This window comes from Mesorhizobium sp. CA10 (assembly GCF_020165285.1).
Lineage (GTDB): Bacteria > Pseudomonadota > Alphaproteobacteria > Rhizobiales > Rhizobiaceae > Mesorhizobium.
Genome location: NZ_JAIUHV010000001.1, coordinates 652,455 through 676,619, shown reverse-complemented (window position 1 = coordinate 676,619; position 24,165 = coordinate 652,455). Strand labels below are relative to the sequence as shown.

Annotated in this window: 17 protein-coding genes; 9 read left to right on the top strand and 8 right to left on the bottom strand. The window is 61.0% G+C overall.

Annotated features, from left to right (window positions below):
• Nucleotides 1-17: 17 nt before the first annotated feature.
• Together LB535_RS03165 and LB535_RS03160 are read left to right on the top strand one after the other, a co-directional pair.
• A complete protein-coding gene (locus LB535_RS03165; protein ID WP_224631125.1) occupies nt 18-3,317 on the top strand; it encodes an ATP-binding protein in 3,300 nt (1,099 codons plus the stop codon).
• Nucleotides 3,318-3,336: 19 nt separating this feature from the next.
• Nucleotides 3,337-4,017, top strand: coding sequence for a redoxin domain-containing protein (locus LB535_RS03160; protein ID WP_224631124.1), 681 nt, complete (start codon nt 3,337-3,339; stop codon nt 4,015-4,017).
• Nucleotides 4,018-4,077: 60 nt separating this feature from the next.
• Here the strand turns inward: LB535_RS03160 and LB535_RS03155 are convergent, their stop codons facing one another.
• Together LB535_RS03155 and LB535_RS03150 are read right to left on the bottom strand one after the other, a co-directional pair.
• Entirely contained in the window at nt 4,078-6,975 is a 2,898-nt protein-coding gene (locus LB535_RS03155; protein WP_411969515.1) for a glycosyltransferase, read from the bottom strand.
• 65 nt (nt 6,976-7,040) lie between these two features.
• Nucleotides 7,041-7,199 carry a glycosyltransferase gene (locus LB535_RS03150; RefSeq protein WP_224631122.1) on the bottom strand — a complete coding sequence of 53 codons (159 nt, stop codon included), beginning with the start codon at nt 7,197-7,199 and terminating at the stop codon, nt 7,041-7,043.
• Nucleotides 7,200-7,378: 179 nt separating this feature from the next.
• Here LB535_RS03150 and LB535_RS03145 point away from each other — a divergent pair, with 179 nt between their 5' ends.
• Nucleotides 7,379-9,664 (top strand): mechanosensitive ion channel family protein, encoded by a 2,286-nt coding sequence (locus LB535_RS03145; protein ID WP_224631121.1) that lies wholly within the window; start codon nt 7,379-7,381, stop codon nt 9,662-9,664.
• 190 nt (nt 9,665-9,854) lie between these two features.
• On the opposite strand, the gene LB535_RS03140 is transcribed toward LB535_RS03145, so the two are convergent.
• The 5 genes from LB535_RS03140 to LB535_RS03120 form a co-directional block, all read right to left on the bottom strand.
• Complete coding sequence (locus LB535_RS03140; RefSeq protein WP_245340419.1) at nt 9,855-10,157, bottom strand: hypothetical protein; 303 nt, start codon at nt 10,155-10,157, stop codon at nt 9,855-9,857.
• Between the two features lie 41 nt (nt 10,158-10,198).
• Nucleotides 10,199-10,567: a phage integrase N-terminal SAM-like domain-containing protein gene (locus LB535_RS03135; RefSeq protein WP_224523679.1), complete on the bottom strand. Its 369-nt coding sequence runs from the start codon at nt 10,565-10,567 to the stop codon at nt 10,199-10,201.
• 481 nt (nt 10,568-11,048) lie between these two features.
• Nucleotides 11,049-11,984: a helix-turn-helix domain-containing protein gene (locus tag LB535_RS28965; protein WP_224631120.1), complete on the bottom strand. Its 936-nt coding sequence runs from the start codon at nt 11,982-11,984 to the stop codon at nt 11,049-11,051.
• Between the two features lie 196 nt (nt 11,985-12,180).
• Nucleotides 12,181-12,828 (bottom strand): response regulator, encoded by a 648-nt coding sequence (locus LB535_RS03125; RefSeq protein ID WP_095765745.1) that lies wholly within the window; start codon nt 12,826-12,828, stop codon nt 12,181-12,183.
• Between the two features lie 5 nt (nt 12,829-12,833).
• A complete protein-coding gene (locus LB535_RS03120; protein WP_224631119.1) occupies nt 12,834-14,516 on the bottom strand; it encodes a histidine kinase in 1,683 nt (560 codons plus the stop codon).
• Between the two features lie 241 nt (nt 14,517-14,757).
• Here LB535_RS03120 and LB535_RS03115 point away from each other — a divergent pair, with 241 nt between their 5' ends.
• Genes LB535_RS03115 through LB535_RS03105 form a run of 3 tightly spaced genes read left to right on the top strand, consistent with a single transcriptional unit; the run spans nt 14,758 to nt 17,213 of the window.
• Nucleotides 14,758-15,672 (top strand): alpha/beta fold hydrolase, encoded by a 915-nt coding sequence (locus LB535_RS03115; RefSeq protein WP_224631118.1) that lies wholly within the window; start codon nt 14,758-14,760, stop codon nt 15,670-15,672.
• A 45-nt stretch (nt 15,673-15,717) separates the two neighbouring features.
• The gene (locus LB535_RS03110) at nt 15,718-16,326 is read left to right on the top strand and encodes a hydrolase (protein ID WP_224603373.1); all 609 of its coding nucleotides are present in this window, start codon (nt 15,718-15,720) and stop codon (nt 16,324-16,326) included.
• A gap of 47 nt (nt 16,327-16,373) precedes the next feature.
• The gene (locus tag LB535_RS03105) at nt 16,374-17,213 is read left to right on the top strand and encodes an alpha/beta hydrolase (RefSeq protein ID WP_224631117.1); all 840 of its coding nucleotides are present in this window, start codon (nt 16,374-16,376) and stop codon (nt 17,211-17,213) included.
• Nucleotides 17,214-18,235: 1,022 nt separating this feature from the next.
• Here LB535_RS03105 and LB535_RS03100 read toward each other — a convergent pair.
• Nucleotides 18,236-18,529, bottom strand: a complete 294-nt coding sequence (locus tag LB535_RS03100; RefSeq protein WP_224631116.1) for a hypothetical protein — start codon at nt 18,527-18,529, stop codon at nt 18,236-18,238.
• A 565-nt stretch (nt 18,530-19,094) separates the two neighbouring features.
• On the opposite strand from LB535_RS03100, the gene LB535_RS03095 reads away from it, so the two are divergent.
• From LB535_RS03095 to LB535_RS03085, 3 genes are read left to right on the top strand one after another with little or no spacing between them, the layout of a single operon-like run.
• Nucleotides 19,095-22,256, top strand: a complete 3,162-nt coding sequence (locus LB535_RS03095) for an AAA family ATPase (RefSeq protein WP_224631115.1) — start codon at nt 19,095-19,097, stop codon at nt 22,254-22,256.
• A gap of 23 nt (nt 22,257-22,279) precedes the next feature.
• Nucleotides 22,280-23,434: a YcaO-like family protein gene (locus LB535_RS03090; protein WP_224631114.1), complete on the top strand. Its 1,155-nt coding sequence runs from the start codon at nt 22,280-22,282 to the stop codon at nt 23,432-23,434.
• 5 nt (nt 23,435-23,439) lie between these two features.
• Nucleotides 23,440-24,162 (top strand): TfuA-like protein, encoded by a 723-nt coding sequence (locus LB535_RS03085; RefSeq protein ID WP_224631113.1) that lies wholly within the window; start codon nt 23,440-23,442, stop codon nt 24,160-24,162.
• Nucleotides 24,163-24,165: the final 3 nt, after the last annotated feature.

Genomic DNA, 24,165 nt, shown 5'->3' with positions numbered 1-24,165 from the left:
TGGTGAGGTCTTGTTCGATGGACTGCGCGGGCTGCGGTTTCGAGGTTGAGGGCGGTTACGCTTTCTGTCCGAGGTGTGGCAGGCGCCAGCCCGTGCCATGCTCCAGTTGTGGCTACGTCTGCGCACCTGATTTCGAGTTCTGTCCGAAATGTGGGACAAGCGTCGGTGCGCCGGCAAAAGCCGTCGAACGGCCTGATCCGACACCAAGCCGGACCATTGTGCCGCCTTCTCGAACTCCGTCGCTGCTTGCAAACATCGAAAGCGAAGACGGGCTGCATCCCGTCTCTGACGCCGATCGCAGGACGGTAACGGTCTTGTTCGCCGACCTTTGCGGCTTCACCACACTCAGCGAGCAGCTCGACCCAGAGGTCATGCAAACGCTGCAGAACGAACTATTCAAGGAATTGACAGCGGCAGTGCGAAACTTTGGTGGTTTTGTCGACAAGTTCATCGGCGATGCACTGCTTGCCTTGTTCGGTGCACCGGTCGCGCATGAGGACGATCCGGAACGTGCGCTTCGCGCCGCTCTCGACATGATGGCCCGGACGGCACGGCTCGGCGAAAGCACCTTCCACTCCGGCTCGCCTCTGTTGCTTCACATCGGCATAAACACTGGTCCGGTCGTTACTGGGGGATTGGGCATCGGTACCGCCAAATCCTATTCGGTAACCGGCGATACGGTGAATACGGCGCAACGCCTGCAATCGCTGGCCGCACCGGGTGAGGTGCTGGTTGGCGAGCTCACTCACAGGCTGACCCGGCATGCCTTTGCTTACGAGTCGCTGGGTGATGTCGTGCTTCGCGGCAAGGCTGGCAGCGTGCTCGTCCACCGACTGGATGGACCGCTTGCGGCGCCGCGTGCAGCGCGCGGGCTCGAGGCGCTCGGCCTCAGCGCGCCGATAATAGGCCGCGGTGCGGAGCTCAATAGAATGCTGGCCAGCCTTGATCAGGCGTGCGGCGGCTCGGCCCAGCTTGTCCGCCTCGTCGGAGAAGCCGGTATCGGGAAATCGCGGCTGGTGAGGGAGTTCGTCGCCCGCGTCGGCGACGAGGATCGTTTTCGCAACGTCGCCGTGCGGCAGGCCACGTGCTCGCCGCTTGGCGAACAATCATTCGGCGCTTTGGGTGCAGTGGTGCGCAGCGCTGCCGGGATGATGCAAAACGACAGTGGGGAGGAAATGCGGGGCAAGCTCGCAGACTTGCTTACCGATCTCGGCCTGCAGGGCGAGGAGGTGAAGCGGCTGATGCCTTTGCTCTACCATGTGCTTGGGCTTGGCGACCCCGACGCCACCTTGCAGTATGTCGAGCCCGAGCAACTGCGGCGGCAAATTCTCTACGCGGTCCGCACGATCATCGAACGGCGGCTTGCGTTGTCGCCGCTGTTGATTGTCGTCGAAGACCTCCACTGGGCCGACGCCGTGTCGCTCGAGGCACTGCGTTTCGTGATGGACAGGTTGGAACGCACGCGGTTGATGTTGCTGGTCACGCATCGTCCGGCGCCGCACAACGACCAGCTCGACTCAAGTCGAGTCAGTCACACGGCGCTCAGGCTTTCGCCGCTCAACGGTGATGACGGTCGTAGCCTGCTGGCGGCGCTTTTCGGCGAGAGCTGGGTAAACACCGCAGGAGGGCTTCCCGACCAGATCCTCGAGCGCGCGGGCGGCAACCCGCTTTTCATAGAGGAGATTGTTCGTGGCCTTATCGATCGCGGTATTCTGGTGCGCGAGGGCCAGCGATGGCGGACTGTGGCAGGCGAAGTCGCAACCGGCATTCCCGCCACTATCCAGGCAATGTTGCTTGCCCGCGTCGACCGGCTGCCCCAAGAGGTGCGGCGGTTGGCCCAGGAAGCCGCGGTAATCGGCCCGCGCTTCGATGCCACACTTCTAAAAGCCGTGACAGCCGACCCCGGCCGCCTGGAAGCCGGCTGCGAACTGCTTTGCGATGCGGAAATCATCGAGGAAGTTGCCGGATCAGGTTCGGTCTCATCGCAAAGCTACCGCTTTACGCAAACGCTGCTGCAGGACGTGATCTATCAGAATCTGCTCCTGCAACGCCGGACCGACATCCACGGGCGGGTCGGTGCCGCCTTGGAGCAACTGTGCGGCGACAAGCCGGAACGGCTCGAGGATTTGACCGTGCTCGGCCATCATTTCGCACAGAGCGCCGAGCGGGAAAGGGGCGCGCAATACCTGCAGGCGGCGGGCGATCGCGCTCGCATGATATATGCCAACGACGACGCCCTTCGTTTCTACGAGCGAGCCATGACTGCGTTGGGCGCGGTCGGGCAAACACCGCTCAAACTGGCAATTGCAGAGCGCATTGCCGATTTGAGCGGTCCGCTAGGCCGCCGCGAGATCGCGCACCAGCACTACGAGACGGTCTTGCAGGCATATCGCGAGTCGGGCGATCGCGTCGCTTCGGCGCGAGTTTTGCGCAAGATCGGTCGGCTGTTCTGGGACGTCGGCAAGCGGGACAACGCAGAATCCCGTTATGCCGAAGCGGCAGCGCTTCTCGATGGCGCGGATGCCCCGGTCGAGCAGGCGCATCTCTGGCAAGAACGTGGCCGACAGGCGTTTCGTGGCGGAGATCACGCTCTCGCGGCAAAATGGGCAGACGCGGCGCTGGATTGCGTACGTACTCTGACAGCCGAGCATGCCTCAGAGATGGGGCGTGATGCCACTCTTGTGACCGCCGAGGCACTCAATACCAAGGCTGTTGCGCTGGCTCGCCTTGGGCGAGACCATGAAGCCGTGCGTCAGATTGAGCGCAGCATCGAATTGGCCGAAGCCGCCGGTCTGCTGGGCGCGGCCTGCCGCGGCTACACCAATCTCGGCGTGCTCTACACGACCATCGATCCGGCACAGGCCATAAAGGTCTGTCGCCGCGGTCTTGAAGTGGCGCGCCATATTGGTGATTTGGGCTTCCAGGCGCGCCTCCTCGCCAACCTGGCGGTTGCTTGTTGCACTTTCACGGATCGCTGCCCAACGGAGGGCGTGCCTGCTGCCGAGAAGGCCATCGAGATCGACCGGGCGCTCGACCAGCGCGAGCACCTGCCGGTGCCGTTGATCGTGCTTGGGCAGATCCACCAGTGCAACGGTCGTCCGGAACTGGCGGTTGGCTTGTTCCAAGAAGCACTGGACGTAGCGCGCGAAACGAGTGAGCCTCAACTGCTGTTTCCGTGCTATGATGGCCTTGCAACGCTTAACCTCGACCTCGACAATCTGGCCGAGGCTGAACGCTACTTTTCCCTGGCGCAGGGAATATGCGCCCAGCACGGGCTCGACCCGGAAGCGCTTGTGGTGCTGCCTTTTCTCGATTAGCCGGGTGGGAGGTTGAAAAATGTCCGCGCGTATTGACTTGGTACCGCTTCAACCGGGCGATCGTGCGCCGAACGTGGTGCTCGACGCCATCACCCAGGAAGGCAAGATCGCGCTTGACGACTTCCGCGGACAAAAACCGGTGCTGGTCGGTCTGTTTCGAGGTCTCCATTGTGCGTTCTGCCGGCGCCATATCGCAGCCCAGGCGCGGCTTGATCCGGAACTGCGCGAAAAGGGGGTGGAAAGCCTGACGGTGGTCAACACGCCGATTGAGCGGGCGCGTCTCTATTTCCGCTATCACCCGATGCCGAATCTGCTTGCGGCTTCCGACCCCGAACGCGCTTCACATCGTGCCTTTGGACTGCCCAACCTCGAATTCACCCAAGACGAAACGAACTGGCCGTACAAGGTCTCGATGACAGCGGCAAAGGATATGCGGGTCGACATACCAGGCGAGTTGCCCGCTCTCATGGATCCTTTTGCGGCCAGCGAATTCCTCGACAAGAAGGACCATTACGAAGTGACCGAGGCCGACGAGCAGATGATGGCAACGGGTCACGGACAACTGATCGGTCAGTTCCTGCTGGACCGTCAGGGGGTCGTCCGCTGGAGCTTCACTGAAGTCCCAGAGGGTGGGCGATACATGTTTGGGGCGCCGAACCCGCAGGAGCTGATGTCAGCCGTGTCCCAGGTCGCCCAATAGACTTGCGACCAAGGTAGTCGGCGGACACCGACAAAAAAGCAGAAGAGGTTTGTTCACCGTTCATTCGAGTACGGCCTCGACAGTGGCAACAAAGTCGTCGAGCGAGCGATCCCCGCGAACCTCGATGCGCGGAAGGTCGATGGGGTCGCAATCGAGGTCCGCCGGCCCGTGTTTGCCGCCGAAGCCGATCCGATAGCCGCACTCTTTGGCCAGCCGGCCAAGCCGTCGGTCGGTGACAGAGAAGGGTGCCGCGAACGTCGTGGTTGGACGACCGGTCCACCGTTCGATGAACATACGAGAACGCAGGAGCTCGGCGGCCAAGTCAGAACTCGACAGACCATCGATCGCGCGATGCGTCGCCAGATGGCTTCCGAAGAACGCACCTTCGCCGGCGAGGCGTCGCACCATCCCGGCGTCCATAAGCTGCGTCGGCGGACCACTGTGGGCGTCCCACTGGGCACTTTTGCCCACCAAGTCCGTCACCAGGAATACTTCCGCGGTCAGGTCGTTCTTGCGCAAGGTCGGCCAGGCATGGTCGGCAAAGTTCTGGAAGCCGTCATCGAAAGTGATGAGCACTGGGCGGCCAACGAAAGGGTGGCGGTTGGCAATGGACCATTCCAGCTGCTCGGACATAATCGCGTGAAAGCCATTGGAACGCAGCCATGCCATCTGGCCTTCGAATGCGGCGGGCGTGCACCGAAAACGGGCGAGCGCGGCCGGACCATCATCGGCGACGCTGTGATACATAAGGACAGGGATACGCTGCCGCCGCTCGCTACGTGCGACGTCGCGGCGCAAGGCCCGTGCCCCGCCCCAAACGATATTTCGCGCGACCCCAATACCGATGGGTGCGCGGATCGGCACATGATCAATCATCGGTTCCGTCGCCACGTCGTCTGGTGACAGGCGGTGGAAGCGGTCTATGCAATAGAGCTCGGTCTGGATCGATTGCTCGAGGACGAGGCCTTCAGTCGCTGCCAGCGTCTCTGAGATCGCTTGTGCGCCGAAAGTGTTCCAGTCGAAGCCCGTCCTTTCAACATTGTCACGGAGTACGAATGCGTGTGCGCTGATGAAACTGCCGCCAGGCGCCAACGCCTCAACAAATTTCTTGGCGATACGCCGCAACTCGGCGAGATCATCCATGTAGTAGAGCACTTCCGAACAGACGATCAGATCCATCCCACCTGGCAGCGTGTCCGCCGAGAAATCCAGCACACCGAATTCAACATTCGGCTGATCGCTGCATCGCGCGCGCGCCCGCCCGATGGCTATGGCGGAGATGTCAGTTGCGGTCAAATGGCCCACTCGCGGCGCCAGCTGCCGCGTGAAGTGGCCCTCCGCGCAGGCCAGCTCAAGCGCCCGTCCGATAGGACCGGCAGGCAGAATTTCGAGCTGCCGCTCATATTTTTCCTGCTCATAGGGTGAACTGTAGTTCCAGGGGTCCTCCGTCGCGAAATAACGATTCCAGAAAGACGTGCGATCATTGTCGTGGTCATCCGCGGCCCGTGGACGGCGCGGCACTGCAAGAGGCTCTGTAATTTCGGCGCTCGACCGAACCAGCCCCTGCGCTTCAGCGACCAATCGGGCGAGTTCGCCGAAGTGGCTGTCCGGATCAGACGGATGCTCCGCCATGGGCAACGACGCCTCGGCTGCAGACAGGTTTGAATCGTCGGCAACGCCGCTCTGCGAGGCCAGCTTAATCCAATGGCTCCTTGTCACTTTCCCGAGCGCGCCGAACTGCACGCGGGCCCCGATCCGGCCGTCCACCATCAGATAGGCATAAATTTGGTCGATTCCTTCCGGCAATTCTATCGAGATCGGATTTCGAGCGTCGACGCGAATTCCCAGTGTCCGTGCCAGTCTGCGCGGCGCGGCGAGATCGTCGAAGTCGAGAAGCATTTGCTCAAAGTGATACTGGACGCGGCGACCCGCAGCGGGATCGTCCCAGATCTTGCCGAGTTCGATGATCAGCTCGGTGAGAGAGCCGCCGAACCTCTCCCATCTGGCAGCCAGTTGCGTTGGCACCGATAGGCTTCCTACCAAAAGGCCATCGAAGACCACCTTGGCGACCTCACGCGCCCACTTACGTCCTGCCGGGAGCGCGCGCAGGGACTGCGGGTTGATCGAGTGCGAGCCGCCGCCGCAATCCGACGCGGCGTTCCACAGTGCGAACCACGCGAGTGCCTGGGAAGCGGTGCGGCCGTTCGCCTCGATCGCTCCATTGGCGTGAGCCGACGCTGGGTGTTTGACCCTGGGATCAGGAGAAAAGCCGCGGGCGATCACGATTTCCGCATCTGCCAGCATCTGCGTCGAATTGCGGGAGAGCGAGTTGGGGCTGACGCTATAGAAAGCGAGCGGCTCGTCGACCATCACCCAACGTTTGCCTAGACGTGCGAGGCGCTGCCACAGATCCCAGTCCTCACAGGTGCGCAGCGACACATCGAAACCGCCCAACTCGACAATTGTCTCCCGGTCGACCAGCAGCGCGTGAGTGCGAATGGCACACCGGCGGGCGAAAGTTTCGAAGGGCTGGATCGCAACCTCAGTTGAGATGCTCGACGGGGTGAGTTCGCCATCGGGCATCACGCGCCGAGAACCGCAATAGGCGGCCACTGCATCGGGCGTGGTTTTCAATGCGGCCAGCATTTTCGCAAGGAAGCTGGCATCCACCCAATCGTCCGCGTCCAGAAACATGAGCCATTGGCCGCGCGCTGTCGAAATCCCGCTATTGCGCGCGCCGGCGGCGCTATATGCGCAAGACCTCAACGCCCGAAATCGGGCATCGTGCTCCACATAACCGGCAATGATAGCGGGGGTGCGGTCCGTGGAGGCGTCGTCGACGATGATCGCCTCCCAATCCACTATTTCCTGATCGAGAAGGCAATCGAGCGCGCGCGCCAGCGTTACCTCCGCGTTGTGCGCAGGAACCACGATTGAAACCAAAGGATTAGACGCCACGCCGTCCTACCCGCGCCTAGTTCGAAGGTGGAACAGGATGCGTTGGTCTTTCTCGGCGCAGGCCGTCACAATCGACGCCGATCCGTCCGTCGACCATCATCCATCACGACTATATCCAGTACCTGGTAGGTCTTCCGGCGGATGCCGGCAAGCGTTGCGCCGATGGTTTTCTTGGCATCGAACATCGGTATCACACCGCCTGCGGTAGCATTGTCCTGGATCATCGAGCTTTCGTTTTCTTCGGCAAGAGTCGGCGAATGTCAAAAACGTGCCCGGCGCAACGGTCTAGCTCGGAACGATGAAGTCTTGCACCACAACTTCGGCTTCTTCAAGGTAGGAGTAATGGGGGACATAGACGTCGTTGCCTGCCGATTTGAGGGAAGGTTAAACCACGATGCCACTCATGAATCGACGATTGGGAGCCGGGTATCTGGCGCGCCCGGCACGACATTTCGGAGATCTGACGGCACTGCTGGCGGTGATTGCCGGGCCGCTCGTCCTTGGGATCGCCCTCTTGTTGGCCGGTCCGGTACAGGCACAGGCGCCGGCGGCCGTCCCGCCTGAAAAGGTCAAACAGCTGTTCGAGCTTCTCGACGATCCGTCAGTGAAGGCCTGGGTGGCCGAACAGCGAAAGCAGGGCTCCGGGCCGGCGGGAGCGCCTGCCGAGGCGGGGGCTTCGCCGGCCGACATATCGTCCGACCCCGCGGCCGCACCGGGCCAGATGAATACGATGGCATCCTCGACGCTCGATCGGATCAAGCATCATATCGAAAGAATTGCGCGAACCGTGCCCTTGCTGCCAGGTCAGTTCGCGCGCGTTCGCACGGAGACCATGGACGATATGTCAAGCAAGGGCTCTGCCGGCGTATTCATGCTGATTGCGATCTTCATCGCCGCCGGCGTGGCGCTCACCTGGGCAATGTACAGGCTCACCCGTCCGTTTCGTCTTTGGATCATCGCGCAGTCGAAGGATACGCCGATTGGGCGAGCCAAGAAGATTGGCGGCCGCACGCTTTATTCCAGCCTGCTGATCGTATCGTTCGCGCTGGGCAGCGCCGGTGCGTTCATGTTGTTCGACTGGCCAATGCTTATCCGCGAGATCGTGCTGACATTTCTGATGGCTGCGGTCGTTACGGCGGGTGTGCGCATGTACCTCGCAGCCATGCTCGTCCCTTCCTTCATGAAAGTCGAGAACGCCGTCGAGGTTCGTGCTTTGCCGATCACCAACGAAACGGCCGACCATTGGTTCTATTGGCTACCCCGGATCGTCGGCGTCTTCGCCTTCTTCGGCGCGGCGTTTATCCTCTTGCCGGGTCTCGGCATCGATCGGGACGGAATGCTGGTCCTGTCAACGGGCGCCGATTTCGTACTGCTGTTGCTCTTGCTGCTTGCGGTTTGGCGTCGACCAAGAACACAGCGAGACGGTGCGCACCAAAGCGGCCACACGGCAGCGACATGGCTATTGACTGCTTATTTCGTCGTTCTGTTCCTGCTGCGCATCGCCGGCCTCAATATATTATTCTGGTTTACCTTCGCCGCATTCTTCCTGCCTTTGGCGGTCGTGCTGACGCAGCGCGGGGTCAATTTCGTCCTGCGGCCGGGTTCGGAGGATGCTGGCCGGCCTACGATCCCGGCGGTGACGATCGCTGTCATCGACCGCGGAGTCCGGATGATCTTGATCCTGGCGGCGGCTTATTTTCTCGCGCGTGTCTGGGGCCTGGACATGCAGTCGATGCGGGACAGCGATACGACGACCACGGTCGTATTGCGCGGCCTGATCAATGTCGTGGTCATTGCCCTCGCAGCCGATTTCGGCTGGTCGATCATCAAAGCTTTGATCGAACGAAAGCTGGGCATCGAAACACCGCACCCTGTGATCGGCGACGAGGACGTCCCGATCCTCGATCCGCAGCAGGCGCGGCTGCACACGCTCTTGCCTATCCTCCAGAACATTCTGCTCGCATCGATCATAGTGATGGCGGTGCTTATGATGCTCGCCTCGCTGGGTATCCAGATTGGCCCGCTGATCGCTGGCGCTGGCGTCGTCGGCGTCGCGGTGGGCTTTGGGGCACAAACCATCGTCAAGGACATCATTTCGGGCGTGTTTTTTCTGCTCGATGATGCGTTTCGTGTCGGCGAATATATTTCCTCGGGCAATTACAAGGGTACTGTGGAAAGCTTTTCGCTGCGCTCGGTGAAGTTGCGCCACCATCGTGGTCCGCTGTTCACGATACCTTTCGGTGAACTCGGGGCAGTTCAGAACCAGAGCCGTGACTGGGTTATCGACAAATTCAATATCACCGTCGGCTATGACACCGATATCGACTTCGCCCGCAAGCTAATCAAGCGGATCGGGCTCGAACTGGCGGAAGATCCCGAGTTCAAACACTGGGTGCTCGAACCGATCAAAATGCAGGGCGTACAGGAGTTCGGCGAGTACGGCATCGTATTGAGGGTCAAGGCCACAACCAGACCGGGAGGCGCCTTCAACATGAAACGCAAATTCTATGTACGTCTCCGCCAGGTCTTCAAGGAGCAGGGCATCGAACTCCCATTCCCGACCGTCCACGTCGAGGGGCTGCAGAACCCACATGGGAACGCGCCGTTGGAGATCACACCCGAGTTGAAAGTGGCCGTCGCGCAGTCGCACACCAATCGGCGCAGAAAAAAAGCCAGCACAACGGAGTAGGAAAGCTGTGACACCTGCGAGTCACAGTACAGCTTTCCGCGTATCGCCCGTGGCAGGGATACTCTTTCTTTCCGTGTCCCTCGGACCGATCATTGCCGCATTCGGTGATGTTTCGAAAGAGGCTGGAGGAGAAATGAGCCCAGTTCAAGCAGGTCGACGGCAAGTTCGTCCTGCCGGCCGCTTCAGCACCTCATGCACCCAGTTCCGGATCGAGCGCCGAGGTTGGTTCGTCGTGGACGCGGTGGGTCATGTGGACCTTGGCGAGCATCTCCAGCGCCAGCTCCTTCGCTTCCCTGGCGGGAAGCCCGCGCACCTTGCGCACGGCGATCGCGACGTTCTCCGTCACCGAAAGATGCGGCCAGAGATTGGACAGCTGGAAGACCATTCCCATTTCGGCGCGTTGCGGGGCGAACGGCGATCGTTCATCGGCCGGCCGCGGTTGACGCCGATCCGTTCGCCATCGAGATGGATTTCCCGGCGCTCGGCTCCTCAGGCAGCGCAGGCAGGTGGCCTTGCCCGAGCCCGAGGGGCCGATCAGCGCGATCTCTGGCCGGCGGCCATCTCGAAGTCGATGCCTTTCAACACTTCCATCTGCTCGTAGCTCTTGCGCAGGCCCGTCGCCAGATCGGGGCGATCGACCGTATGTGTGAAGAAGAAGCGCAGCGCCGACACGATGCTGTTCATCCTCGGCACGGGAACACCGTCGTCCTGCTGCTCGATCTGGAACCGGCGCAGGTCGTCGGTGGTCGCTGTGTCTGGTGAACGCCCGAGGAACGTCGCCAGGCGTCCGATGTCGCCCAGATAGTTGCGCTGCGTCTCCCGTGAGAAACGCCGCATGTTCATGTCGTCGATCAGCCGCTGACGAAGTGGACTGATAGGTGCATCAAGAACAGGATAGGGCATGGTCAGGCTCCTTGTTGAAGAAGCCCGTGATGCTCTGCCGCTGCCGAACCACCCTCAATGCGAGCGCGACGTCCGGCTCGTGATCTCTACCTCACCCCACGCGCCCATCCCGCGCAGCGGGTTCGTTCTTCGGGCTTCAATTCGGTCATCTCGAACATTCATTGGGAGGGCAGTCCCTTGAGGCTAGCGGACGACGATTGGTGAAGCTCGGAATGCGGCGATAACGCGGTAAGCACTCGTTTTGGTCTGCCGAAATGACAAACAAGGAAGCGGTGACTTCTTCCGAATATCTGCGCCATTTCAGACTTCACAGCCACGATCAAAACCTGACGACCAGCGAATGTCGGTTTCAGTGGCTGGCCGTCCCCGCAAACACTTTCATCATAAATCAATAACCGTCCCGGTCTATCCGGGGCGGCCTTATTGTTTGATCGATACGCGATCGAGCAAGTTAGGACGCCCAGGCGCGATGTATCGCGCCTTAGGCAGCGGCAAAATCGGATTCCTGTGTCGGATGGCTCCTGCGCCAAGCCCCGGGTGAGTAGCCAGTGATCGTTCTGAAGGCACGCGTAAAATGGCTCTGATCGGCAAATCCATTGGCAAGTGCCACTTGAGCCAGCGCGTCGCTTGTTTGAAGCAGCGCTTTTTGTGCTTCTCGTATCTTCGCGGCAAGATACCAGCGATGCGGCGACATTCCTGTAGAAGCCTTGAAAGCACGAGCAAAATAGCCCTCGGAAAGTCCGATCATATCGGCCAAGTCCTTTAAAGGGATGGCTCTGGGTAGACTCTGCTCCATGAGCACGGTCACTCGGCGGAGCCGTGCGGGGGCAAGTCCACCCCGTTTTTCCTCCTGCCCTCTCAAGCCGAACAGATTGTACGATATCGCCAGGGCGAGGCTATCTCCATAGAGGCGATCATCTGGGTGGGTGTGAATGCAGGCATCGGCCAGCAATTCAACCAGAGCCAGGAGGCGGTTGTCGTGGAACATTACACGCGGCGTAAGGCGGGATGTAAACTCGAAGGCTTCACCGAAGTGTACCGCCAGTTCAGGAAGATCGAAATCGACGACCAGCCGGCGGATGTAGTGGCACTGTCGGGTAAACTGCCAGAGAGGTACCCCGGCTGGCACGAAGGTGAGATGTCTGACAGCCCCTCCCGCGGAGGGAGGCATGGACTGGGTCGGGCAGAAGGGCGTCAGAAGCATTTCCGCGCGGCCGCCGATCTGCTCCAGGATCGCGGTCAGTCGCGGCCGGTTTGACCCTAGGTCCTCCAGATGCCGACCGGGACCATGCAGGTGGGCGACTTCGACACTAACGCCGGTCAAGCATCGCATCCGTCTGTGCGCAACCCTTTTCTCGGCGGCTGCCATGAAGCCCGTCGTCGTTTCGCCTAAACGATCGGTCGTTTGACTGTTCACCGGTTGTCCCTCGCGGCAGCACAACGTCCCTGCAATGCCGATAGGATGCACTTCGCGGAGGTCTCGCGAAATTGGTGAAGCGGTGGAATTTCCGATACTTCCAATGGCCCGGCGTCGACTCATACTTTCGAACGAAGCCCGCAAGCGCAGCCGGGACGCCGACAGAAGCGCGAGAAGACCTTGAGCCTGTGATCTGCTAAAGCTGAACCAGACCCCGCCGGCTGGCGACGGAGATCGCTTCGGTCCGGCTTAGAACATTGAGCTTGTTGAAGATGCTGCGTAAATGCGACTTCACAGTCGTTTCGCTGATGTGCAGATTTAGGCCGATCTCCTTGTTCCCCTTGCCTTGCGCCAGCAGCGTCAGCACGTGCATCTCGCGGCCGCTGAGTTCTTCGCTGCTGACGGCAGCTGCAAGCTTTGCGACCAGCAGCGACGGGATACAGATTTCGCCTGCATGAACCTTGCGAATGCAGTCGAGTAGATCTTCCCGCTGAGCGTCCTTCAGCAGGTAGCCACGGGCACCGGCTTTGATGGCGCGGGAAATCTCATGGTCCGTGTCGAAGGTCGTCAAAACGACAACGCGCGCAAAAGGATCCTGCTGCCTGATTTCGCCCATTGCCGCGACACCGTCGAGAACCGGCATACGCAGGTCGAGCAGCACGACGTCAGGATGCTGCTGCCGCCAAAAATCGACGGCATCACGGCCGGTTGCGGCTTCCGCGACAACCAGCATGTCCGGCTGACGGCCGATAATTGCCGCCAGACCTTCGCGCACTGTTACGTGGTCGTCAGCAATTAGAACCCTGATCTTGGCGGCTGGCGTGTTTTCGGGAGCAATGCTCATGACGTTCAAGCCTTCTGCGATGGCAAGGTGATGCGCACGGCCGTGCCCTTCGCCGCTGAGCTTTGAACAACGAGCCGACCGCCTATTCTTTCGACCCGCTCCCTGATTCCAAGCAAACCGTATCCATCATTCTTGCTCGAAGGATCAAAGCCGCGTCCGTCATCGGTCAGATCAAGGCAGACTTCTCCCGGTAAAAAGATCAGCTTGGCGACAACCAGTTTCGCCCGTGCATGACGCAAGGCGTTCGTAAGGATCTCCTGGCCGATACGAAACAGATTCTCTTCCGAATCGGGAGGCAGTGATCGTGGTGCGCCAAGCACCGCGAAATCCAGTTTCAGGCTCGTTCCTGCCGTCATCTTCGTGAACAGCTCGGCCAGCGCTTCGCTGAGATTGCTATCTGCCAACGCCTGCGGGCGCAGTGCGTGTACGGAACGCCGGGCTTCGTTAAGACTTTCGCGAGCCAGGCGGCGGGCGCGGTCCAGATGCTCTCCAGCTTCCGCAGAAAGCCCCCGCAGGTTTGCGTCCTCGGCAGCTTCCAACTGCACGATCACGCCCGTCAGCCCTTGGGCAAGAGTGTCGTGTATGTCGCGAGCGATGCGATTGCGTTCCGCGATCACGGCCGTTTCGCGAGTCTGAGTGGAAAGGCGCGCGAACTGGATCATCAGCATCACTTGGTTGGCCAAAGCCTGAGCAAGGTCCATCTCCTCCGTGCCAAACACCCGTTTCTCGACAAAGCGAAGACCGATCGCCCCTTCAAGATGGCCAGCGACGAACATTGGCACCAGCAACACAGTGATAATGCCCATCGGCAGCAGACGATCGCGCAGAGAAAATGCCGGGACCGTGCGGATGTCTTCAATGAGGCTGGGCTTACCCGTACGAAAGACCTCCGGCCAAGGCCAGCGCTCTTCCATCGGCAGCCACTTGTCCATTCCGGCGAACCGCGGATCGGCGCTGGTTACCACCCGGCCCTCTTCGAAGGCCATCTCGATGCCTATCATTCCAGTCGCGGGATCCCGTCGCCAGACGCTGATGCTATGAGCTCCGAATTGCTCGGTGATGATGCGCAGCACGTGTTCCACCAACTTGTCGGCGACGGGTTCCATCGCCAGTGCATCGAGCGTGCTCTTGAGTGCCTCGGCCTGGCCACGCGATACATTTTCTGAAGCACTGAGCGCCTGCTCTACGCGTTTACGCTCTTCGATGTCCGTATTCGTGCCGTACCATCGAATCACGGCGCCCGACTCGTCGAGTAGCGGCGCGCAGCGCAATAAAAACCATCGATACGCGCCGTCGAACCGGCGCATCCGCGCTTCATGCTCGTCTGGACGTGCCGACTTGATGATCTCGCCCCAATGTTCGATCAGGCCGGGGAGATCCTCCGGATGGATGACGCTTACCCAGTTCCAGCCCAACCCCTCCTCCATGCTGAGCCCGGTGTAGGCACACCATTGGCTGTTCAGAAATTCGACCGAACCGTCCGCTCGGCCGAACCAGATCAATCCGGGTGTCGTATCAGTCGCCAGCCGGAAGCCCGCCTCCCACTGCCGCCGGTCCGCATGGATACGAAGTGCCTCCTTCTCTTCGGTGAGCTGAGCTGAAATCTTCCGGCTGGCATCGAGCTCGCTCCTCGCATGGGCAAGTTCTTGCTCGAGCAGTTTCAGCTTCGCGCCAGCATCGTCAACCATTCCCCCACTTCTGTCCATGACGCGCCCTCGACCGTGGGACAACAGCCTATCACCCTAGGTTTCGCTCGGAACGAAAAAATCGTCCGCGCGCAAGGGCGGCGCGAGAAAAGGGCTGCTTCCTTCAATCCAGGTCAGATTCGAGCAATCCAATAGGAGCACGGAAACCTATTGTTCCCGAGGCCAGGTCGTCAGCCGGGCCGACACAGCTCGGTTCACATGCTCAAAGCTTCGGGAGAACAACATGCTCAAGATAGTGATAGCGGCGTTAGGCGTGATGCTTCTTACGTTGCCGGCGTCGGCTCGGATTGTCCCCTTTCCGTCTGAATTTAAGGCGCAGTCGATCGACACCAACGGCACCAGCCTTTACGTCCGAGTTGGCGGCAAGGGGCCTGCGGTGCTCTTGCTGCACGGCTTTGGCGACAGCGGCGACATGTGGGCGCCGCTCGCCGCCAGGCTGATGAAGGACCATACCGTAATCGTGCCGGACTTGCGCGGCATGGGGCTCTCGGCCCATCCAGATACCGGCTACACCAAGAAAAACCAGGCGCTCGACATTGCCGGCATCCTGGATCATCTGAAGATCGACAAGGTGGATCTCGTCACCCACGATATCGGCAACATGGTCGGCTATGCCTTCGTCGCCCAGTATCGCGACCGCGTCACACGCTGGGCCGTCATCGATGCGCCGCTGCCAGGCATCGGCGATTGGGAAAACATCATCCACTTGCCGCTCTTGTGGCACTTCAACTTCCGCGGCCCCGACATGGAGCGATTGGTTGCGGGCAGAGAGCGCATCTATCTCGATCGCTTCTGGAATGAGCTGTCGGCGAACCCCAAGGCCATCGATGAAGCGACCCGTAAGCATTATTCGAAGCTCTACGCCCGACCGCGTGCCATGCACGATGCCTTCGAGCAGTTCGCCGCGTTCAACCAGGATGCGGCCGACAACAAGGAATTCGTCGAAAAGGGCGGCAAGGTTGCCATGCCGGTGCTGGCGCTGGGTGCCGAAAAATCCTTCGGCGCGGGTCAGGCGGATGTTCTGCGCTTTGTCGCAACCGATGTGACCGCCGAGATCATACCCGGCTCCGGACATTGGATCATGGAGGAGAATCCCGACGCCACGATAAAGCTGGTCACGGATTTTCTCGCCAGATAGCTGCCCGGCAACATGGCCAAGTACAGCACCTGAAGGCACAGACCCATGGCAAGCCGACCCACGCGCAATCCAGTCGAGGACCACCTCTTAACACCCAGCAACTGCGCCGTCGTGATCATCGACTATCAACCGGTCCAGGTAACCTCCGTAGCGTCAATGGACCGGCGGACCCTTGTCAGCAACATTGTAGCGCTGGCGAAGACGGCGAAACTCTATGATGTACCTGTCGTGTTGACGACAGTGAACGTCAATACCGGTCGCAACCAGCCCCTCATTCACCAACTGCGCGACATCTTCCCGGCCGTTGAAGCGATCGACCGCACCGCGATCAATGCATGGGAAGACAAGGACTTTGCCGACGCTGTCAGGGCAACCGGCCGAAAGAAGCTCGTTATGGCCGCTCTCTGGACCGAGGTCTGCCTGGCCTTTCCCGCGCTCGATGCATTGCGCGACGGTTTCGAGGTTTATGCAGTGGTCGATGCCGTCGGGGGCACCTCCATGGAGGCACACCGGGCCGGGCTCGAACGCATTCTGCAAGCAGGGGCGGTGCCAGTCAGCTGGGTTCAGTTCGCCTGCGAACTGCAGCGCGACTGGCTCCGCGAAAAGACGGTTCCGGCCTTCGCGGAAATCGTCTTCGCGGTCGAAGGACATTGAGCCGATATCTTCGAAAGCCTCAGCTTCGCGCTCGACGGGAGAAGAAAATGAACCAGGAAGTCCTCAACCCCGTCGATGATCGCTTCGAGAGCCGCGGCGGTTTGAAGATAACCTTTCGGTCGTGGCGCCCATTCGCCAATCCGAACGGCGTCGTCGTTATCGTCCCCGGGTTCAATTCGCACAGCGGCTACGATGATTGGGTGGCCGAGCAGTTCATAGGCGACGGGCTGGCCGTCTATGCCGTTGACCTGCGCGGACGCGGCAGGTCGGATGGCGAGCGCTTCTATGTCGACAGTTTCGACGACTATGTGAGCGACGTCGCGGGTGTCGTGGAGATCGCCAAGTCGCGGGAGCCCGGTCTGCCGGTGTTTCTGCTCGGACACAGTGCAGGCGGTGTGGTCGCCTGCCTCTACGCGCTGGAAAACCAAGCTGGGCTGGCGGGGCTGATTTGCGAGAGCTTCGCGTTCCAGGTGCCGGCGCCCGACTTCGCCCTTGCGGTGCTCAAGGGGCTTAGCCACATCGCGCCACACGCGCATGTCTTGCACCTCAAGAACGAGGATTTTTCTCGCGATCCGGCCGTCGTCGAGGCTATGAATGCCGATCCACTCATCGCCCATGAAACCCAGCCGACCAAAATTGCCGAGATGGTTCGCGCCGATGAGAAGCTCAAGGAGCAGTTCCCACTGATTAAGCTGCCCTTGCTCATCCTCCACGGCACGGCCGACAAGGCGACGAAACCGAGCGGCAGCCAACTCTTCTATGACACCGCCGGCGCCGTCGACAGGACGCTGAAGCTGTATGACGGCCATTTCCATGACCTCCTCAATGACAAGGATAAAGAGGTGGTCATGGCCGACATCAAAGGTTGGGTCGACGAACGTCTTTGAAATCGATGATCAACCTCAGGCGCCGGCGATCAGCGCCCGACTGAGACAACCGTGGCTTCGTCCTGACCCCGGTGAACAGGAATTGGAAAGAACCTCGCGCCGGTAAGCGCTAAAGGCCGGCGCAACCGTTTCGCTCGCTATTGTCGTACCCGCCTTCGCGACAAGAAAATGCCCCCCAATCAGAGCGGAACCAGGGCCGACACTTTCGGTAGCATAGGACCGCTACATCGTGAACCTATTATCGAGGACGTGCTCTGGTCAGGTTGCCATACAGCGCTGTCACGGATTTGTTGAAAGGGTCTTCCTTAAGGAGCGCCGGCGGGGTTGAATCCAGTCCCCGCAACCAACTACTTGCAATCTTATACCTCCGCGTCACCAGCGGCGGACGTAGTAGCGGCTTTTGGCTGAGGCGATAATCTCGGTTATAAGAATTGCTCATTTACGCTTGGCCGCGCAGACACCGACTAGCGCCAACATTTTCAAGCCGGTTCTACGACGCTGCCGAACCTCGTCACCCCGGCCATTTTTATTCTCTTCAATCTAGTCGATCTTATCTCCAATTGAGCTCGAGAGGATCGCGGATATGGTCGACGCTCAGAGCGAGATTGCAGGGCCGCCGGCCTTTCCACTGTCCGAGTTCGGTGATCCGTGCAGGTCATGGAGCTGGCATAAGCTCTGGGCAGACGATGGTGCGCGCTGAGCAATCGCATGGTTTGCCTACCGGAGAAGGCCTTTGCGCACCTCGCGAGGGCGTAGCTACTTCCTTCCATCCATCGGTTGCGGAACTCGAACGCTGTCTGGCGCTGGCCGCCTATTTGGTTGTCCGGCATGGGGATGTCTACGTGCCGACGTTCGAGCGTCTTGAGTACGAGGTCGAACAAGCGCGGCGGCAGTTAGGTAACCGCGAACGGGCGCAGCGCGTGCTCGCCAAGCTAATGAAAGATGGAGTAAGACACGCAGGGTCGGCGCTAAGATAGCCTTCGAGATAGCGGAAGTAACAGACCTCGAGTTCGCAACGTCCATCAGATAAGCGCAGGTGGGGTGAACGCGATCTTTTGCAGCCACTCGCGTTTCTGCGCGAGGGACGGTCCGGCTCCGTATTTCGGCCGCATCCATTTGTGGCCCATCAAGCTGGCGACTACTTTCTCGGGCGCCTCAACTGCCGTTAGCCGGTCCTCGAAAGTGTGCCGCAGGCTATAGAGACTATGCTCCGACGTAGGCAGGAGTTTCTTGTTGGTGAGCACCTTATTGACGAGCGCCGAAAGCGAGGCTGCCTTGTCGCGATACCGAGGGAAGCCCTCCGGATGGAGCTTCATGGCCTCAAGCGCGCAGCCTACTAGGGGGATGTCACGAGCTGAATGATCAGTCTTCAGCCGACGCCCGTTCGGACGCACCTGTATGTGCGGGATCTCGTGATCAAGGCGGATTGTTCCGGGCAGGGCGCTGTGGATCGCCGCATTAGTCCGCTCTAATGTTACACAGAATGAGATATGTTGGGATGTCTGGTGATCAAGGGCTACAACGAAGTTTTTGAAAATAAACGGTTTTTTACGGAAGATAGCTGGCGGAGAGAGCGTCTTTCGATTTCGTGCCTATTGTGCTGAAAACATTGAGTTTTTCATGCTATTTGTTACACAGTTTGTTACGCAACCTAAGATGGCCGCTTTGCGCCGCATTTCGGTCATCGAAGTCATCCCGGCCGCCCACCAAAAGCGGTCACAGCTGGTGTCAACGCCACGGGGAGTTTGCGCCGTGAGCATATCTCTCCACAATGATCCCAGCATCCGCTTTTTCCTGCCCTGACCACCGATCAAGTGTTTTGTGAACAGCATCGCACTTTGCTAATATTGCCGTCACTGTGCTCGGCGAGGAAATCGCAGCATGTCGGAGAAGAGTCCGGTCGCGTTGCCGGCGGCGTCGGTGGCAACAGGTTTTCTGGGCGGCAACGGCAAAAATGCGTCCGAAGCCCGGCATGAGCGCCGAATCCTGACCGCGCTCTGCTACGACCTGGTCGGATCGACCGACCTTCTTGCCATCCTGGACATCGAAGAGTTCGAGGAACTGATATCAGCCTTCCAGCGGGCGGCGAGACAGGCGGTCGCGTCGTGCTCGGGTGCCGTCCAGGTCGAGGTCGGCGATGGAGGCGTTGCTTTGTTTCCTGCCGAAATAGACGCCAAGGACGCGGCATCGCTGGCGATCCGGGCCGGGCTCGAAATCATCGACGCCTGCAGGCGCGTCGGTTCGGACCAAGGCCGCGCCGATTTGCGTGTCCGGGTCGGAATCGCGACATCGATGACCCTGATCCACAAGGGTGACGCCGACACCGGTCGTGACAATGTCACCGGCCCTGCCTTCGCGATGGCCACGCGGCTCCAGGCCATCGCGCAGCCGGATACGGTGGTGGTCTCGGACGCGACGCGCAACCTGGCGCGACGGTCGCATGTGTTCAGCTTTAGGGGCACCCATGCGATCAAGGGGTTCGCCGAGGCGGAGCTGGTCTGGCGCGCGCTGAGTCACAAGCGCGAGGTCGACCGCTTCTTCGCCTTCGGACGGCTGAGCAGTCCGCTCGTCGATCGCGAGGCCGAGCTCGCCACGATCGCAGAAGCATGGGACAGCGCTGTTGCAGGAAACGGTGGCGTGGTGGTGATCGAGGGCGAGGCCGGGATCGGCAAGTCGCGCATTCTTCACGAAGTGCGCCGCCGCACGCGTCACCAGCGCGCGAAACTGCTGCTCTTCCAGTGCACGCCCGGCGGCCTGCGCTCGGCGCTGCATCCGCTGCTACAGAACGTACGCGGCGATCTCGCCGGCAACGAAGGACAGCTGAGCGCTGCCGCCGTGGCGGAAGTATTCCGCGATCATGACGTCCGCGATCCCGAAATCATCGACATCTTCTCGTTCCTGCTCGGCGCTGCGGGAGCCGATCCGATGCTCAAGGAAATCGACGCCGAGGCGATGCGCGCGAAAGCCAATTGGGCGGTTCGCCGCTCGCTCGAAGCCCTGTGCGCCAGCGGACCGATCATCCTGGTGGTCGAGGACATACATTGGATCGACCTGACGTCGAGACAATTGTTGGCTGAGCTTGCACAGTCGGCCCGTCACTTCCGGGCGCTTGTCATCGCGACCACGCGCCCTGAATCCGAAGGCTGGCTGGCAGCATCGAATCCAAGGCATATCTCACTAAAGCCGCTCAACCGCGAGCAAACGCGGCTGGCGATCGCGGCCATGTGGCCGCAAGGCAAGCCGTCAACTTCCCCGGAATTGCTCGACGTGGTGGAACGTGTGACCGGAGGCGTCCCGCTGTTCATCGAAGAAATCTGCCAGTGGATGACCGAGAACGCGGCCTCGGCAACGGATCGGCTGGCGCAGACCGCGACGCGCAGTCATGCCTCGGTGTTCGAAAGCGTGATCGAGGCCAGGCTCGAAACGCTGGGGCCGGCACGCGAAGTCGCGCGCGCCGCGGCCGTCGCGGGCAATCGTTTCAATCAGGAATTGCTGCGCGCGCTGTTGCCGGAGCTCGACGACGAAATCATCGCAAACGCGCTGGATTCGCTGAGCGAGGCCGGGTTCCTGATTCGCGTGCGGTCTTCCGGCGTTCCGGTCCACGGCGTGCGCCATGCGCTTATTCAGGAGACGATCTACAACGCAACGCTGCGCAAGAGACGGCAGGCCTTGCATCGCCGCCTGTTTGCCGCGGTGAGCCGCAACCGAAACCTGGCCGGGTGGCTGGGCACCGCCGAGGTCGCCGAGCACGCCGAGCGCGCAGGCCTTCTGGAGGACGCGATCGCTCAGTTCGTGATCGCAGGCACGGAAAGCTCGTCCCGCTCGGCAATGGCGGAAGCGAGGCAGTTACTCGAGCATGCATTGGCGCTCTGCGAGCGCGTTGCGGCAGCCGACACGCGAGACGCGCTGCGGCTATCGGCAATGATCGTGCTCGGTCCCATCCTGACCGCTGTCGAAGGTCCGAACTCGGCGCCCGCCCGCAAATTGTACGAGGACGGCGTGGTGATCGCCCGGCGGCGGCCGGTGGCCGAGCGGGCCAAGTGGTTCCCGATCTACTGGGGCTGGTGGTTCACGGATACCGTCATGGACGGCGAACGCGCGGAAGTCGTGCTCAGCGATCTCAGGGATGTCGAGGATGCCGAAGTGCAACTCCAGGCCAGGCATTGCGTGTGGGCAATCGACTTCAATCTTGGCCGCCACGACCGCTGCATCGCGGCCGTCGACGCCGGACTGTCGCTCTATGAGTACGGCCAGGGCAAAGCCAATGCTGCGTTGTTCGGCGGGCATGACGCGAGGGTCTGCGGGCTCGCCCACCGCGCCTTGTCGCTGTGGTTCGTCGGAAAGCCGGCAAGCGCGATCCATTCGATGTCGGAAGCTAGGAGCTGGGCGCAGCTAACCGGACATGCCGGCAGCATCGCGCATGCCTACCTCAACGAGGCGATGCTGCATTGCTATCGCCGCGATTTTTCGATGCTGCGAAGCGTGATAGCGGATCTGCGCCACTTGACGGAGCGCCATTATATGCCCGCCCTCGCCGCCGCAGCGCAAATCTTCGAAGGCTGGTGCGACGGCAACGCCGGCCAGGTCGAGAGCGGCAGGGAAAAAATGCGGCAAGGCCTTGGCCTCCATGGCGAGTTCCAGACGCCTGAGGACGAACCGGTCTATTGCGGCATGCTGGCAGAGCTTTTGACACGAACTGCCGAGGTCGATGAGGCGCTCGCGCTGCTGGGCTCGGCTGTGGCGCAGGCCGAGGCCGGCGGCAGCCGCTTCTGGCTGGCAGAGCTCTACCGGCGAAGGGCGGAGCTACTTCTTCTCCAGGGCGATGCGGAGGCGGACGTGATCGCTGCCCTCGAAAAGAGCATCGCCATAGCCGCGGAGCAAAGCGCGGTGCCTTTCCTCGTCAGTGCTTACGAGACCCTTCAATCATCAGGCCTGTCACCTGAACTGTCGTCGCGCTATCGCGATCGGGTCGAACGTGCGAAATTCGCTCTCGAGCCGGGCGCCGCGCTGATTGTCAATCCCGAACCGGCCGTTCGGCACTAGCTGGCCCTGCAAGAGCATCCGCGATGCTGGAGCGATATGAACGCCTGGGTCCGCCGCCCGACGAGGCGCTGGCGAGGCTGATGAAGATGCGCGAGGGCCTGGGCATCACGCGGATCGCCGACATTACCGGGCTCGACCAGCTCGGCATCCCGGTCGTCCAGGTGACAAGACCTTTCTCGCTCTCCAACGCGGTCGCGCAAGGCAAGGGCGCCACCCTGGCGCAAGCCGCGATATCGGCCATGCTGGAATCGGCCGAGAGCTTCTTTGCAGAGCAGGTGGCGAATTTCGACACAGTCGTCGGCTCCGCCGATCAATTGGGCATCCCGCCCAATCGTTTCGAAAGCCATCTCCAGGACGGCACCGCGCCCGGATGGCGCGGCAGGGAGACGGCGTGGGTAGCCACCGACAATCTTCTCACCGGCAGCCGCGACCTGGTCCCGTTCGAGCTCGTGCACACCGCATATGTGCTGCCGTCACTGCCCCACGACGGCATTTTCGCGGCATCGACGAGCGGTCTGGCCGCAGGCTTCGAGGAGCCGGATGCCATCATTCATGGCATGCTCGAATGCATCGAACGCGACGCGATCGCCACGGCATACCGGACCCACGGTTTTTTTCACCGTCAACGTATCGATCCCGAGACGATCGATGATCCGTCGCTCCGCGATCTCCTGGAGACTTTGGCGGCCAAAAACGTGCTGGTCGGCCTTTGGCAAGCTCTGTCGCCGTTGGGCATACCGGTGGTGTGGTGCCATCTGCTGGAAGACGAACCGACGGAAACGGTCCTCCTGGATCATCCGGCTGATGGTTCGGCTGCCGGTTTCAGTCCCGCCGGAGCGGCGGCGCACGCCATCTACGAAGCGGCCCAGGCCCGTCTGGCAGCGATCTCGGGCGCGCGCGATGACCTGACGCGCGCGTTCTATCCAAAATACCCCGATCGGCAGATGATCGCAGCGCATCGCCGGCTCCTTCGCGACGGCCCGCGCAGCGTGGATTTCCGTGCGCTCGCCGAGCAGAAGTTCAACACGGCGGCGGACGGGCTGTCGGTCCTCCTGGCAATTCTCGAAGAGAGAGGGTTCGATGCGGTTCACCTGGTCCGGGTGATAACGAAACCGCTCGACGCCCTGTCGGTTGTCAGGATCGTCATCCCTGCCTTGCAGCCGCTCTTGCAGGGGTAGAGACCATGCGCCCGAAACTCGTCTTCACCGGCCCTACCCTGTCCCATGCCGACGCGTTGAAGGTCGTCGATGCGGTATGCCTTCCCCCGGCCGTGCAAGGCTCGATCGTTTCGGCCGTGCAGCATTTCGACCCGAGTGCGATTCTTGTCATCGACGGCGGTTTTCAGGCGGAGCCCGCGGTTCGGCACAAGGAAATCCTGTGGGCCCTCAGCCGCGGCATTCATGTCGTCGGCGCGGCCAGCATGGGTGCCCTTCGAGCAGCCGAGCTGTTCCCCCATATGCAAGGCGTCGGGCTTATCTACCGATGGTATCGCCGCTTCGCCTTTGCACCCGACGACGCAGTAGCGGTATTGCATGGACCGGCCGAGGTGAATTTCGCTCCATTGACGCATGCGCTGATTGACCTGCGTCGGACCCTTCGCGCCGCATGCCGGCGCGGCGTGATTTCACCCGAACAGCAGGCGAGGCTCGAGGGTGCGGCACAGGCCGTCAACTTTCGCGAGCGCACCCTGGCACGGATGGTCCGGGATGCGCACGACGGCAAGGACGACGTCGAGAAATTGTGCAAGGAGCTCGGCGCGGCTTTCGTCCAGCAAAAAAAGCAAGATGCCCTGCGGGCACTCGAACTTTTGCGGGAGCAAGCATTTGAAAATGCACACCCCATGCCGGAATTGCGGCTAATCTCGGCCTTCTCCAAGGATATGGATGATGCGGGGCTGACGCTATAGGCC

Coding starts and splice junctions, on each gene's coding strand:
- LB535_RS03145 (WP_224631121.1), top strand. CDS start 7,379: ATGAATCGACGATTGGGAGCCGGGTATCTGGCGCGCCCGGCACGACAT.
- LB535_RS03095 (WP_224631115.1), top strand. CDS start 19,095: ATGTCGGAGAAGAGTCCGGTCGCGTTGCCGGCGGCGTCGGTGGCAACA.
- LB535_RS03160 (WP_224631124.1), top strand. CDS start 3,337: ATGTCCGCGCGTATTGACTTGGTACCGCTTCAACCGGGCGATCGTGCG.
- LB535_RS03125 (WP_095765745.1), bottom strand. CDS start 12,828: ATGAGCATTGCTCCCGAAAACACGCCAGCCGCCAAGATCAGGGTTCTA.
- LB535_RS03115 (WP_224631118.1), top strand. CDS start 14,758: ATGCTCAAGATAGTGATAGCGGCGTTAGGCGTGATGCTTCTTACGTTG.
- LB535_RS03150 (WP_224631122.1), bottom strand. CDS start 7,199: ATGATCCAGGACAATGCTACCGCAGGCGGTGTGATACCGATGTTCGAT.
- LB535_RS03090 (WP_224631114.1), top strand. CDS start 22,280: ATGCTGGAGCGATATGAACGCCTGGGTCCGCCGCCCGACGAGGCGCTG.
- LB535_RS03135 (WP_224523679.1), bottom strand. CDS start 10,567: ATGCCCTATCCTGTTCTTGATGCACCTATCAGTCCACTTCGTCAGCGG.
- LB535_RS03165 (WP_224631125.1), top strand. CDS start 18: ATGGACTGCGCGGGCTGCGGTTTCGAGGTTGAGGGCGGTTACGCTTTC.
- LB535_RS03105 (WP_224631117.1), top strand. CDS start 16,374: ATGAACCAGGAAGTCCTCAACCCCGTCGATGATCGCTTCGAGAGCCGC.
- LB535_RS03085 (WP_224631113.1), top strand. CDS start 23,440: ATGCGCCCGAAACTCGTCTTCACCGGCCCTACCCTGTCCCATGCCGAC.
- LB535_RS03110 (WP_224603373.1), top strand. CDS start 15,718: ATGGCAAGCCGACCCACGCGCAATCCAGTCGAGGACCACCTCTTAACA.
- LB535_RS03100 (WP_224631116.1), bottom strand. CDS start 18,529: ATGAAGCTCCATCCGGAGGGCTTCCCTCGGTATCGCGACAAGGCAGCC.
- LB535_RS03120 (WP_224631119.1), bottom strand. CDS start 14,516: ATGGTTGACGATGCTGGCGCGAAGCTGAAACTGCTCGAGCAAGAACTT.